Annotated in this window: 13 protein-coding genes; 7 read left to right on the forward strand and 6 right to left on the reverse strand. The window is 43.7% G+C overall.

Annotation, left to right across the window (positions count from 1 at the left end):
- Nucleotides 1-94: 94 nt before the first annotated feature.
- From QUB04_RS21540 to QUB04_RS21550, 3 genes are all read left to right on the forward strand, one after another.
- Complete coding sequence (locus QUB04_RS21540) at nt 95-745, forward strand: ATP-binding protein (RefSeq protein WP_333287464.1); 651 nt, start codon at nt 95-97, stop codon at nt 743-745.
- Between the two features lie 297 nt (nt 746-1,042).
- On the forward strand, nt 1,043-1,381 hold the full coding sequence (locus QUB04_RS21545) for a DUF3593 domain-containing protein (RefSeq protein WP_333141396.1): 339 nt from the start codon (nt 1,043-1,045) through the stop codon (nt 1,379-1,381).
- Between the two features lie 325 nt (nt 1,382-1,706).
- Nucleotides 1,707-3,797 (forward strand): serine/threonine-protein kinase, encoded by a 2,091-nt coding sequence (locus tag QUB04_RS21550; RefSeq protein ID WP_333287466.1) that lies wholly within the window; start codon nt 1,707-1,709, stop codon nt 3,795-3,797.
- On the opposite strand, the gene QUB04_RS21555 is transcribed toward QUB04_RS21550, so the two are convergent.
- From QUB04_RS21555 to QUB04_RS21565, 3 genes are read right to left on the reverse strand one after another with little or no spacing between them, the layout of a single operon-like run.
- Nucleotides 3,774-5,372 carry a helix-hairpin-helix domain-containing protein gene (locus tag QUB04_RS21555; protein WP_333287469.1) on the reverse strand — a complete coding sequence of 533 codons (1,599 nt, stop codon included), beginning with the start codon at nt 5,370-5,372 and terminating at the stop codon, nt 3,774-3,776. The genes QUB04_RS21550 and QUB04_RS21555 overlap by 24 nt on opposite strands.
- Nucleotides 5,356-6,144 (reverse strand): LAGLIDADG family homing endonuclease, encoded by a 789-nt coding sequence (locus QUB04_RS21560; protein ID WP_333141390.1) that lies wholly within the window; start codon nt 6,142-6,144, stop codon nt 5,356-5,358. Before QUB04_RS21560 ends, QUB04_RS21555 begins: the two co-directional genes overlap by 17 nt.
- Before the next feature lies 1 nt (nt 6,145).
- Nucleotides 6,146-8,806, reverse strand: a complete 2,661-nt coding sequence (locus tag QUB04_RS21565) for a DNA polymerase III subunit alpha (RefSeq protein WP_333287471.1) — start codon at nt 8,804-8,806, stop codon at nt 6,146-6,148.
- A 261-nt stretch (nt 8,807-9,067) separates the two neighbouring features.
- Between QUB04_RS21565 and QUB04_RS21570 the strand changes: the two genes are divergently transcribed.
- On the forward strand, nt 9,068-9,937 hold the full coding sequence (locus QUB04_RS21570; RefSeq protein ID WP_333287473.1) for a DUF4037 domain-containing protein: 870 nt from the start codon (nt 9,068-9,070) through the stop codon (nt 9,935-9,937).
- Nucleotides 9,938-10,026: 89 nt separating this feature from the next.
- Here the strand turns inward: QUB04_RS21570 and QUB04_RS21575 are convergent, their stop codons facing one another.
- Complete coding sequence (locus tag QUB04_RS21575; protein ID WP_333287475.1) at nt 10,027-10,446, reverse strand: lysozyme inhibitor LprI family protein; 420 nt, start codon at nt 10,444-10,446, stop codon at nt 10,027-10,029.
- Nucleotides 10,447-10,462: 16 nt separating this feature from the next.
- On the reverse strand, nt 10,463-10,777 hold the full coding sequence (locus QUB04_RS21580) for a DUF2499 domain-containing protein (RefSeq protein ID WP_333287477.1): 315 nt from the start codon (nt 10,775-10,777) through the stop codon (nt 10,463-10,465).
- 406 nt (nt 10,778-11,183) lie between these two features.
- Here QUB04_RS21580 and csaB point away from each other — a divergent pair, with 406 nt between their 5' ends.
- The 3 genes from csaB to trmB all read left to right on the forward strand — a co-directional run bounded on the left by csaB (nt 11,184) and on the right by trmB (nt 13,746).
- Nucleotides 11,184-12,221 (forward strand): polysaccharide pyruvyl transferase CsaB, encoded by a 1,038-nt coding sequence (csaB, locus tag QUB04_RS21585; protein WP_333287479.1) that lies wholly within the window; start codon nt 11,184-11,186, stop codon nt 12,219-12,221.
- A gap of 22 nt (nt 12,222-12,243) precedes the next feature.
- Entirely contained in the window at nt 12,244-12,954 is a 711-nt protein-coding gene (locus tag QUB04_RS21590; RefSeq protein WP_333287481.1) for a Uma2 family endonuclease, read from the forward strand.
- A 159-nt stretch (nt 12,955-13,113) separates the two neighbouring features.
- A complete protein-coding gene (gene trmB, locus QUB04_RS21595) occupies nt 13,114-13,746 on the forward strand; it encodes a tRNA (guanosine(46)-N7)-methyltransferase TrmB (RefSeq protein WP_333287483.1) in 633 nt (210 codons plus the stop codon).
- On the opposite strand, the gene QUB04_RS21600 is transcribed toward trmB, so the two are convergent.
- On the reverse strand, nt 13,697-14,011 hold a 315-nt coding region (locus tag QUB04_RS21600; RefSeq protein WP_333287485.1), incomplete at its 5' end, for a hypothetical protein. The genes trmB and QUB04_RS21600 overlap by 50 nt on opposite strands.

Here is a 14,011-nt window from a genome sequence, read left to right on the forward strand (position 1 = left end):
AATAATACCGAGCAAGCAAGTATAAAAAAAATACCAAATGTCTCGGCGGGTGGGAAAATAGGGTACAGCTAATACTTTCAGACGAGGAAAATAAATGTCGAACAGCATAGATCAACTTGCAGAAGGTGGCAGGGGGATCAAACTCATGTGGCAGATTGCAGACGAGATCAGTTACACCCGGACTCTCGACAATCGAAATTGTTTGTCGCTGAGCAAAAGTTACGAAATAGAAGGTCGCCATCGCTCCCAAAATATAAAAAATGCTAGCGTTTTAGATGGGTTAATGAATTTATTAAACACTTGGGATTGGCAGACTGAAACAGAGCAGGAAGAAGAGCTGCATGAAACTTGCATTCAACATATTAGCCTGCAAGTCAACACAGATGTCAATGCTTTAACTCAAGTTTTGTTGTGGTTTGAGAAGTTGAAAGATTTATCGATTCCTAATGAGGTTTGGGGGAAGCTTCAGTTAGCTTTGGCTGAAGGTTTCAGAAATGCAGTTCGCCACGCTCACAAAAATTTGCCAGTAGAAACGCCTGTGCAACTGGAAATTAGGGTGTTTAACGGACGGTTGGAACTCAAAGTTTGGGATTGCGGGCCGTGTTTTGATTTTGATGCTAAGCTCAACGAAATTATGGAAGCAGATAGAAATAACGGCTTGGATTTAGAGGTTTTGAACGAGGCTTACTTGATGCCTAGCAGACAGAAAACTTTGGAACCGTCTCTCTTTCTAATTGCTGGGTAGCTTTGGGGTGATGGACAATTAACACACCGGCACGGGGAAAAATGCGTTATGCTAAAAACGGTGTTAGGGGAAAATTTACGGGTTTTGTCTCCGCGTCGGTGAGGGGTGTTGAATACTGCCAACCTGCTGCGGCTTGGGTGAACAGCTATGGTCTTGGGTGATTCTATAGCAGTTCGAGAGCAACGGGTGCATCTGTCTAATTAAATATTAAAAACTAAACATTAAAAGTTAAAAATTATTCACACTAATTTTTGAGCTTTTAATTTATCATAGTATCTGGTCGCTCGCCAATTACTAATGATTTCCAAAGAAACTTTATTTGTTCTGTCTCTATTTCCCTACTTGGGATTTCTCTGGTTTTTGACTCGATCGGGAAAAACACCCCGTTTAGCTCTGATGGGATTTTACGGGACTCTCGTTTTTGTAGCGGTGACGATTCCCGCCGCAATTTACGCAAAAGTTGCCTACAACGAGTCACTAGCAAATGTCGATTGGCTGCACGGTTCTGCGGAACTATTCTTAACACTTGCCAATATTTTATTAGTTTTAGGCTTTAGAGAAGCGGTGATTAAAGCCAAAGCATCGTCACAGAAGGGCGACGAGGAGCAAGAGTGTCTTTTAGATGGGGGAGAATAGCCGGGCTCATCTCAGTTTGGTATTTACTCTCTGCAGAAATGCTCCAGAATAGCGGCAATTACCAGTTAACTGTTGACATACCAGTTTGTGAGCCCCCAACCTGCAAAATTTTAGGAAAGCATTACAATATATGGAAACTCACATCAAGCAATTTTAGTGTCCTCACCTTGGTTTCTTGCCACGGGCTCAACCTGAGAGCCGAGATTTTGGGTTAAGAAAGCGAGTTTCTCAGGTATTATCGAGAATGGTGCTCTGGGCGTGAGTGGAAACAGACTACCATGTTGCTAAGTTTAGCTGTGGTGGGAATCTCCAGGCCGGAAAAAAGATGAGCTATTGCCTCAATCCCCATTGCCAAAAGCCGCAGAATGCTGACTCAACCAAGTTTTGTCTGGCGTGCGGCTCTAAATTGCTACTGAAAGAGCGTTATCGCGCCATTCAACCTATCGGTGAAGGAACATTTGGCAGAACTTTTTTAGCTGTCGATGAAGATAGGTTGAAAACTCCCTGCGCCATCAAACAATTTTTCCCCCAAGTACAAGAAAAAGCTGAATTAGAAAAGGCAACTGCACTGTTCAAACAAGAAGCTCACCGACTGCACGAACTCGGAGAACACCCGCAAATTCCAAGTTTGCTGGCTTCTTTTGAACAAGCCAAACGTCTGTATCTTGTGGAAGAGTTAATCGATGGAAATAATTTGTTTCAGGAGTTGCAGCAGCGGGGAGCTTTTAGTGAGGAACAGATTTGGGAATTGTTGATCAATTTGTTGCCTGTTTTGCAATTTGTTCACGAGCAGCAGGTGATTCATCGGGATATTAAGCCGGAAAATATTCTGCGGAGAACTCCCCAAACCTTGTGGGCGGCGGCGGGATATGGCACCTCAACTCCTGGTAAAGAAAAACGAGGGGCAAATTTACCTCAATCTTCTGGTGGTATGAAAGGGATAATTGTCGCTGAATCTCCTGCTGTACAGGGGAAGGCCAGGGGGGGTCAGTTTGTGCTAGTAGATTTTGGAGTTGCTAAGCACATTACCGGCCTTTCTGAGGCGCAAACTGGGACGATAACTGGAACTGCTGGCTATGCGCCCATCGAACAAATTCGCAGCGGCAAAGCCTATCCGGCGAGCGACCTTTACAGTTTGGGCGTTACCTGCATTCACCTGCTAACTGGGGCGGTATTGAAGGATTTGTTCGATGCTTTGGAATGCAAATGGATTTGGCGATCGCACCTAGCGCAAAAAGGCATAAAAGTCAGCCATAAATTAGCAACTATTTTGAATAAATTGCTCAAAGATTCGGTAAGAGAGCGATATCAATCCGCTGCTGAAGTCTTGCAAGACTTGGTAAATGTTGGGCAATATCCCCGCTCTCAAATCAGTTATAATTCGCCCATAAAAATAGCTATTAATTCGCCAGTAACTAACTCGCAGCCCAATAAAGCAACCGCCGTATCAGCCGCGCCGCCCGCCAAGATTCATGTTGCGCCATCCGCTGGCAATCCGACATTTTTGTCGTCTAATAACTGGCGGTGCGATCGCATTCTCCACGGTCATTCAGCCTCGGTTAATGCTGTGGTTATTAATCCTCAAGGCCATATTGTCGCTAGCGCCAGCGATGATAAAACAATTAAGCTGTGGGACCTGGAAACAGGTGAATTCATCCATACTTTTTTCGGCCATTCCGCAACGGTTGATGCAGTGGCAATCAGCCCAGACGGGAGAATGATGGTTAGCGGCAGTTTTGACAGAAAAGTCATTGAGTGGAAGCTGGATAAAAAGGCGATGATTCGCGAATTTTACAGCGATTTTGGTTCGCCGTACAGTCATCGGTACGGCCCCGTGTACTCGGTGGCTTTTAGTTGCGACTCTGGAGCGATCGCGAGTGCCAGCGGCGACAAGAGTATTAAATTGTGGAACCAGCGCAACGGAGAATTGGTTCAAAAGCTTTCGGGACATTCTGACAAGGTTTTATCTGTTAGTTTTCGGCCTCAAAGTATGATGCTTGCCAGTGGTAGTGCTGACACAACTATCAAGATGTGGCTGGTAGGTATTGGGGAGAGTGTACGGACTTTTGTCGGTCATTCAGATTGGGTTTATGCGATCGCATTTAGTCAAGACGGTAAGATGATTGTCAGTGGAAGTGCCGACGCTACTGTTAAATTGTGGAATGCCGATACAGGGGAATTGATTAATACTTTGAGGGGGCATTCAGATGCGGTGATTTCGGTGGCGATGAGTCCCGATCGCGAAACGATGGCTAGTGGCAGTCGAGATGGTACGGTTAAACTATGGAACCTGGAAACAGGAGAATGTTTGTGCTCTCTTGCTGGGTGCAATCCGGTGGCTTTTAGTCCTGACGGTCAAACTTTAGTCACCGGTGGGGATGGTGGCGAAGTGTTAGTTTGGCGGGCGTCTGTTTAGTTGGGCGAGATAAGTGACATACTTGTGAAGGCGATCGGTGTCAGTGTCAAGTAAACGACTGGCCCAAGAATGTACATTAAGTTGCGATCGCATTTCTCGAAATACCGCAGCATCCCCGCGAGTGTCTAGAGGAAAAACCCAAGCATCAAATTTAGCCGACTTGAGACGGCTAACAGTTCCCTCGCCATCTTGCACCCACAATTGACGGTTAATGCGAAAGGGTTGACAGGAATATTCACCGACAACAATTCCCCCCACAGAAACGCTAGCATCTTCTCCCCCATAGGAAAGTTCTTCCAAAAGGGCTTTGAGGTCATTGAGTTTTTCCCCGTATTGTACTTGCTGCAGTGTAAGCTTGACAATCACCATTTCTAAAACTTCCACAGGTTTTGTCGATCGTACAACGTTGACTGGTTCCGCCGCCCAATGGTTATTTATTTCCGGTTGGGCCCTCTCGATTTCCTCTTCAACCTGTACTGTTTCAACGGGCTTTGCAGTGTCTACAATTATCTGAATTTCCTCCCCATCTTTCTCAATTTTTCCACTAATCAGTAAGATCGCATTCTCTACAATGTAAGGTTTCACTTGTTCGTAAGCCTTGGGGAACACCACAGCTTTTATTTGAGCAGTCAAATCTTCTAATTGCAAAATTGCCATCGCATCGCCTTTTTTAGTCACTACCATTTTAATAGCGCTGAGCATGACAATAACTGATACTTTCCCCTTTTTATCTGCTAACTGTTCGAGAGTCACAACATCTGGGTCTGGGTTTACTTGCATGAGAAACTTTAGGGGATGTTCTGATACATAAAAGCCCAGTAATTCTTTTTCTAAACGTAATTTCTCCTGTTTGTCATAATCTGGTACCAATTTAGATTTAGGTGCAGACTCATAGGTATTGACCGACTTACCGAAGCTATTCTTCTCATGCCAATCGAAGATATTACCTTGGCCTCTTTCTCGCTCGTTTTGGCGCTTTTGCGCCCATTTGATCACCCCTTCGAGGTCATGTACTAATTGCTTGCGGTTGGGGTCAATTTTATCAAAAGCACCGCATTGAATTAAAGCTTCTAGAGCGCGGCGGTTGACAGAATGGAGATTTACGCGATCGCACAAATCAGCCAACGATTTAAACTTACCCCCTTCCTGCCGCGCCGCCAAAATATTTTCAATTGCCGCTTCTCCCACATTTTTAACCGCCGAAATTCCAAACAAAATTTTATCTTTTGCAGCGCCAGTCATCTGTTTCGGCATCGGTGTAAAAGTAAGTTCCGAGCTATTAACATCGGGCGGCTCAACCTCAATACCCAGCTTGAGACAATTGGCAATATATTTCTGTACTTTATCCTGATCGCCCCTGTTAGCAGTCAGCAGTGCAGCCATATATTCTAGAGGATAATTCGCCTTTAAATATGCCGTTTGATACGTGATATAGGCATAGGCCATTGAATGGGATTTATTAAAACAGTTAGATGCCACCAAACTATTTTCTAGGATAAAGTTATGTTCTCGTTCAACGCCTATGTCATAGACTTCTTGAGTTCCTAGTGATTTTCGACTAATAATTTTTACCATGTTTGTAACTCCTGAGAATAGCCTCTATTTTAGTTTTCTTTCGTTGCAATCCCAAGCGGGGATATTGATACACAAAATCATAGAATGCTTGTATATTTTTTCGACTAAAGATTCTCCAATAATAAACTTTTTTTAATTGATGCTCTTGTACAGAACCCATCCCTAGGTGCATTGCTAGTTCGCGGGCAAATTCAAAGGAACCAACAATGCAGACTAAACCGCCACTTCTACCTTTGTTTGCATAAGCACAACCGTCACCGTCAAAATAGCCTAACACATAAGACCCTAAATATTTTAAGTTAGGGAAATAGGTAACTTCCGAAAAAGTTCTTCCTGTTATGATGCCGTAGCCCTGTAAAGAGCTTGCCAGCTTTTCAGAAGAAAAATTTATTCGGTAGTGAGGAGCATAATTTTGAGGCTGAATAACTCTAATTTCACCAGAGTATTGTAGCTCTATGCTGAGCATTTCTGTAAGTTCTTTGTCAATAGATTCAAAAGCTACATAATTAGTTTGAGTAACGCAGCCATCAGCAGCTATCAATCCTAATAAATAAGCTTTAGCTTGAGAGTCAATTACATCAAAATAGCTCTCATTTAAAGTATAGCGGTTTCGCCGCTTAGTATTAATGTCGGCTTCTTTTAAAACCCTTGAAACTGCTCTTTCACTCACACCAAGGTAGTTAGGAATGTCTCGACACTCCATGCCGTGATTAAAAGCAGAAATGATTTGTTCCTTGTGTTCCGATTTTAGCTGCCTATAGTCGAGATACATTTTATATATCTGAGCTAGAGTTGATTTGTTTTAAGTCTAATCCTTGTTCAAAGATTTCGTCAATGGGCAGCATTTGACCGCCAACAGTCATAAACTTGTGATCTTTTGTGGCGCGAATTATCGAGCCATCTTCCAGGCAATACTCAAAGACCTCCTGCTGCCCCCGGCGATGCCACTGTGCAATTGACTGTGTATAAATATAACCGTTGCTATCAACACTATAAACAGTACATTCTATTTTTTCCTCAACAATTTTGCCAATAGCCATCGGCCCATATTCCACTGTCAATATCTTCGTGTCATAGCTCAAGCAATATTCCGCGAATTGTAGCATCTGTGCGAACAGTTTATCAGCTATTCTTTGACTGACTCCATTCTTAGTTGCGCCGTCGATAAACGTTTCTTTTTGCTTCTGCATTTCATCAGCTTTCTTCTTGCCCATTGCGCGCCGCAGCAAGTCAGCTTGACCCAAAGAATAGCCCGCCAAATCTTGAGCCATCCGCATAATTTGCTCTTGAAAGCAAAGCGTTCCGTAAGTCTCTTTTAAAATCGGTTCTAATAGCGGATGATCGTACTCAACGGTTTTACCGTGCTTGCAGTCAATAAACTGAGGAATCAAACCTGCATCCAGCGGCCCAGGTCGGTAAAGTGCCAAAATAGAAGAAATATCATCCAGACAGGAAGGTTTGAGTTTTTTCACTACATCCAGCATTCCCGAGGATTCTAACTGAAAAATACCTTCTAAATCTCCTCTTTCTAAAAGTCTATAGGTTTTATCTACATCATCGGGTAACTTTTTGATTCGGCCAAAAGTCTCTTGAGCTCGGCGCTCTATATCAGAAGGTAACATTTCTGGATCGACAATTAAATTTTGGGTTTGCTTAATATAATCAACAGTTTTCTGGAGCGTTGTTAAATTTTTCAATCCCAAAAAGTCCATTTTCAGCAGCCCCAAAAATTCCAAATCTTCCATGAAATATTGGGTGATCACAGCACCCTCATTATTCTTTTGCAGCGGTACAAGTTCATCCAACGGCTCTGAAGAAATTACCACACCGGCCGCGTGAACGCCATAGGTTTTGTTGGTTCCTTCAATACGAATTGCCATGTCAATCCACTGACGAACGGGGACTTCAGTACCAGTTTCTGCATTTATGCAAATTGTATTTTCATAGTTGTCTTTAAATTCCTGTGCAGGTGTTTCATTGGAAATCATCACTTTAAGTTTTTCCGGCTTTCCCCTGGACACGGGAATTAATTTTGCCATTTCGTCGGCTTTTTTGTAGGGAATACCTAACACCCTCCCAACATCTTTCAATACAGCTTTTGATGTCATTCTGTTGAAAGTAATAATTTGCGCTACGCGGTCGCTACCATATTTTTCCGTAACGTATTTAATCATGTCGTCCCGCCTTTCTATGCAGAAATCGCTATCAATATCTGGCATGGATTTCCGTTCGGGATTGAGAAATCGCTCGAATAGTAGTCCGTGATGTACGGGGTCTATATTGGTGATTTTGAGGACGTAGGCCACTAGAGAACCTGCGGCCGAACCGCGTCCCGGCCCTACTGGAATATCGTTGTCTCTCGCATATTTTATGTAGTCCCAAACTACTAAAAAGTATTCTGAAAAGCCCATCTGCTGAAGCATTTTCAGTTCGTATTCTAGTCTTTGTTTGTAGACTGGGGGGATTTCATTTCTGGTGCGGGCTTTGAGGCGTTCTAAGAGTCCCAGCCAAGATATTTCTTCTACATAAGTATCGGCTGTATGTTCTGGGGGAATTGGAATTGTGGGAATCCGAGCTTCTCCTGTGAGCTCGTATCTGGATACTTTATTTGCGACATCTAGGGTGGTTTCGATCGCCTCTTTGATTGTTTCATCATCCAAATGATCTCGAAACAGTTGCGCCATCTCCTCTGCGGACTTAAGATATTCAGTACCGCTGTAGCGCATCCGCTTGTCTTCTTCAATCAGTTTGTTGGTGTTAATGCACAGTAAAGCATCGTGTGCTTCTACGTCGTTGCAGGAAATATAGTGAGAATCATTGGTGGCAATTATTTTAATCTTCAGTTCGCGGGCAATTTTAACGATTTCAACATTAACAATCCGGTCTTCCGGGGAACCGTGGTCTTGAATTTCTAAATAGTAATCTTCCCCAAATACTTCTTTATACCATGTGGCTACTTCACGGGCAGTATCTAGCTTGTTTTGCAGAATCATTTGGGGAACTTCCCCGCCCAAACAAGCACTGGTAACAATTAAACCTTCGGAGTATTGTTTTAGTAGTTCTTTGTTGATGCAAGGTCGGGCAAAAATACCTCTTTCTGGCATTCCCTTTAAGTGGGAAATTGTGGTTAGTTTGACGAGGTTTTTATAACCTTGGGTATTTTTAGCTAAAACAACTTGATGGTATTTTCTTCTACCTCGAACTTTTACTTCGATGTCGCCGTTGACGACGTACATTTCATTGCCAATAATCGGCTTGATATTTTTATTCCGGCAAACTTTGATTAGCTCGATCGCCCCGTACATCACCCCGTGGTCTGTAAGGGCGATCGCGGGCATACCCAATTCCACCGCCCGTTCTGCGAGCTGTTGTAGCTGAGACGCCCCATCTAGCAAGCTATAATCGCTGTGAATGTGCAAACCAACGAAGGACATAGGGATTTAAAATATAAGATTTGAGAATATAGATTTTACACCATCGGCGTGTCAAAGCGTAAAATAAAAAACAAAGCTTTATATCACTCTTGAGCTGGTTTGTGCTGGGGGGTCTGATGTAGCAGCGCATCAGTTCGCCTCCGCCGTATTTGTTAACAATTATCAATTGTTGAGTGACGAGTTCAAAGTTAGGCGTTAAAATCTTGAGTGCTATAGTTAAGCATTTGCTGTTATTTTTAAAGCTCACAAAAAGGTAATTAAATGCTGCATAATTATCAAATAGCTCTCGAAGAAATTCCATCCCTCGCTCAAACTATTGGGGAGCAGTTTAGCAGTTTGCCTCAAGTTGTAGCCGTCGTTTTAGCAGGTTCTCGAACAACTATAGTTACGGATGAGTCGTCTGATTTTGATTTTTACGTGTATGTTGAAGAGGAAATTCCTGTTGACATACGGGAGGCGATAGGGAGACAATTTTCCGATCGCATCGCCATCAACAATCAATTTTGGGAGCCCGGTGACGAGTGGATAGATATTAACACTGGTTGCGGTATAGATATTATGTACCGCAGGCCCGAATGGATCGAAGAAGAACTCGATCGCGTCCTGGTCAAACATCAAGCATCAGTAGGTTACTCAACCTGTTTTTGGTGGAACGTTCTCACCTCAGTATCATTATATGACAGAGACGGTTGGTTTCAGCAATTGCAAGCCAATCTCCATCGACCTTATCCAGAACAACTCCGTCAAGCCATAATTGCCAAAAATTATCCGATTTTGCGCCACCAGATTTTTTCATTTCGCCACCAGCTAGAATCCGCTGTTTTGCGCCGCGATTCAGTAAGTATTATCCACCGAACAGCCGCTTTTTTAGGCAGTTATTTTGATATTATTTTTGCTGTTAATTCTATCCCTCATCCGGGCGAAAAGCGTCTGCTAGAAAGGGCAACAGCTTTGTGTTCAAAATTGCCGGAAGATTTGGAAAGCCAGATTCACAGTCTAACTAATTCTATTTCGTTACCTGCGGGCGATCGCCAAATTTTACATTGTCTTGATGGACTGGTTGACAATCTCGATCGATTGTTGATTGAGGCAGGTTTAATTGCTACTAATTCTGTGGCATTGCAATTCTGAAAGATTGGTGAATTAGATTTTTTTACAAATACAGGCGGGACGCCTGTGCCACAGATACAGGCGTCCCGCCTGTGCCACAAACCGAACTTTTATAAATTTACTTGTTTCAAATAACCTTCCAAATCTTTAATCCGTTCTTGCGTCACTCTTGCCCTGCAATAACCGTAGGTAGAAGCAGCCAAACTACCGCCTTCAAACTGCCCTTTTGCATAATCACAATTTTCATCTCGAAATTTAATCCAAGTACGCTGTGCCGCAGTCAATCTCTGCTTTTGTCTACTGCTGATTTTTGCTTGCAGTTGCTGATAGACTTGATTGAGCTTTTTGTCGGCAGCCTCAAACTCTTGACTAGAACACATATTCATGTCTAGCGTGGTTTGAGGACTTTTGCAGTTAGGCTGTTGGGCGACTTGTAGGGGAATGTTGCTGGCTTTGCTGGGAAGCAAAAATCCGGCTGTCAACAAAAGCAAACTTGCCGCAAATTTTACGCAAATAGTGCTATTTTTCACTTAGTTTCTCCTTTTTTCACTCTTTAATTTTCTCTGCTGGCTGCGCCGATCGCCAAATCCACCAAGCTGCCGCCCACAAAGTAAAATTGCCGATGAGAGTCATCGCCGCTTGCAGGGTAACAATCCATTCTAGGGCGGGAGAGTTGTCAAAATAGTGCCATGTACAGGCACACATAGCGCTGACAAGAGCGGGCAGCATTGCGGCGGAAAGGGCCCACCAAGCTCGGTTTTGAGTGACTTCGCCGTAAGTCCAAATTAACCAGATGGCGGCAATCCACTCGACGACGCTAGAGACGTGAATAATCCAGGTGGGAATTGACAAAGCGTGCATTTTTTGTATTGTGAACGAAGATGAAAGATTTATCGATCGGGACTTACGCAACTGTCATATAAAGTATGATGAGTCAGTCGATTTTAGATTTTAGATTTTAGATTTTAGATTTACTCCACAGATGAATCTTGGAGCTTGAGCTTTGGTCTAAAATTTTAGGAGCATCCACGACTTAAGTCGGGGCTTGTACCTGTTTTTGGGCTGGTCATATAATTTTAGATTAGCGATTCGAGATTTTATTAGATTTGCGATTTGAGCTGACTGATGACGTAAAGCCTTGAAGCTTGATGACAGTAGCATTTTTTTGGTAGTAGGAGCAAATCTCAAATATCAAAAAAATCTAAAATCTAAAATCTAAAATCTAAAATCGTTAGATTCCCCATCACAAACAAATAAAAGAGTAGAAATGCGAGCAATTTTGTGCGGCTATTACGGTAAAGGCAACGGCGGCGACGAGGCGCTGTTGGCATCGCTACTGCAAATGTTACCAGATGGCGTGACGCCGATCGTCCTGTCTGGCAATCCTGTCGAGACAAATCAGCGGTACGGGGTAGCTGCGCGCGATCGCATGAATGCCTTTCAAGTTATCGAAGCACTCCGCACCTCCGACGCGCTAATCTGGGGCGGCGGTAGTTTAATCCAAGACGCTACTAGCATTGTGAGCCCTTTCTATTATGGGGGTTTAATGGGATTAGCGCAGCAGATGGGCTTAAAAACTGTTGCTTGGGCCCAGGGAATTGGGCCTTTGAAGCACGAAATGACTCGCAAGTTATCTCAGCGCTGTTTTGCTGGATGCACCGCCGTCAGCGTGCGGGATAAAGGTTCAGCTACTTTACTTGCAGATTGGCAAATTCCCTTTACTTTAGCGCCCGATCCCGTGTGGGCTTTGGAGAATTCCCCCGTGTCGGGTTTGTGGGATTTACCTGCGCCCAGAGTGGCTATTTGTTTGCGTTCTCACTCTACACTAACTCCCGCCCGTTTGTCAATCTTAACTCAAGCTTTAGTTGACTTTCAAAAAGCAACTCGCACCTTAATTTTGCTGCTGCCTTTTCAAGCGTCTCACGACTTAGAAATAGCCAAACATTTGCACGAAGCCCTGCCCAAAACGAGCCGCATCCTCAGTTTAGAAGACCCCAGAAAATTGAAAGGAGTGTTCCGGGGAGTCGAAATGGCGATCGGGATGCGCTACCACAGTTTAATTATGGCAGCATCCGAAGAATGCCGCTGTTTTGCCCTCAGCTACGATCCGAAAGTCAGCCAGTTAATGGAAGAGCTAGAAATGCCGGGATACTTATTATCAGAATTGCCAGACGATCCTTATTTAATCAGCAAAACCTGGATGGAACACTATGCTAACGGCCACGCCTTATCGCCAGACAGGATAAAATTTATAGTAGAGCGATCGCTCTTTCATCGCGAAGTATTGCGAGCCGCGCTCCAGTAATCTCATTCAGAGGTGAAATACAATGACAGTCAGTACAGCCGACTTAAAAATTACCTGGGAAAAATTGCCAGACGACTTCATTTTAGACGAGGAACCTCTGCAAAATATCGACCAACCCTTACTCGCTGCCGCCTTGCGAGAAATCTTAGAAATCGCGGGGCTAATTTTGGAGGGAACATTAGTTGCCCCTAATATGGGGATTTGTGCCACCTTAGATAATAAGCTAGTTATCAAAGCTCCCGATTTGTTTTATGTTCCCAACGTACAGCCGCTTTCTAGTCAAGAAATCCGCCGCAGTTACACTCCGAACTTAGAAGGAGAAATTCCGGCATTCGTCATGGAGTTCTTGTCAGCTACTTCCTACGATGAATATTCTAACAAGCCAACTTATCCACCGGGGAAATGGTTTTTTTATAGACAAGTATTGCGAGTACCAATTTATGCACTTTTTGAGCCCGCCACTGGAGTGTTAGAAGTCTACCAGTTGGATTCATCAGGAGATTATCAAATACAGCAACCAGATTTAAACGGTCGTTATTGGATTGAAGGAATTGGGTTATTTCTAGGTATTTGGCAGGGAACAAAAGCCGAAAGAACGGGATATTGGTTGCGGTGGTGGGATGAGAGCGGAGAGATGTTATTGTGGGGAGCAGAGATGGTAGAAAGGGAACGGCACCGGGCCGATCGACTAGCTGCACAATTAAGAGCAGCAGGCCTCGAACCAGAGGCCTAATGCAATAATGAGCAATTTAAAATTGTCACTCTGCAATTTAAGATTGCTCATTAATTAAAAAGTAGGGAACAACATCGCAAAAATCAATATTTATCTGCGTTAATCCACGTTCATCTGCATTCATCTGCGGTTAAAAATTACATTCAGGAGACAGCAAAATTGGCCAGAGTAAGAGTGCGGGAACACGTCAATCCCCTATCAATTAGATATCAAGCATCTGCAAGTCCCCCGGATTGGACTAAAATCTATGCCGACTTAAATTTACCGCTGCATTTAGATATCGGCTGCGGCAGAGGACGGTTTTTGTGGCACATGGCGCAAATCCAAACAGACTGGAACTTTCTCGGCTTAGAAATTCGGGAACCGTTGGTAGAAGAGGCGAATCTTTGGCGGGACGAAAAAGGCTTGACAAATTTGCATTATTTGTTTTGCAATGCGAATAGTTCCCTGAAGCCCATTTTAGAAACTTTACCCGCAGGTATTTTGCAGCGAGTTAGCATTCAGTTTCCAGATCCGTGGTTCAAGAAAAAGCACCACAAACGGCGGGTGGTGCAGCAGGAATTAGTTAATGAATTGGCAATTTATCTGGCCATTGGCGGCGAAGTTTTTATTCAGTCAGATATTGAGGAAGTAGAAAGGGAAATGTGCGATCGCTTTTCATCTAACCCCAGTTTTAAACGTCAAAATGATGGCGAATGGCTAGCAGAAAATCCCCTGCCTGTTCCTACTGAAAGAGAAATTGCTACTCTGAAACGGGGCGAACCAGTTTATCGAGCACTCTATCAAAAATAATGCTTGCTTTGGCAAACTCACCTTTGTCATAAATGTTATAACTTACATCTTGCACCTTGGTTAGGAACAGGCAAGATGCCTGTTCCACAAAACTTAATTTTCTTGTGGAACGGGCATCTTGTCCGTTAGGAACAGGCAAGATGCCTGTTCCACAAAACTTAATTTTCTTGTGGAACGGGCCGGAGAGCCCGTTAGGAACAGGCAAGATGCCTGTTCCACAAAACTTAATTTTCTTGTGGAACGGGCCGGAGAGCCCGTTAGGAAC

Origin of the sequence: Microcoleus sp. D2_18a_B4, from assembly GCF_036702475.1 — a bacterium.
Taxonomy (GTDB): domain Bacteria; phylum Cyanobacteriota; class Cyanobacteriia; order Cyanobacteriales; family Microcoleaceae; genus Microcoleus.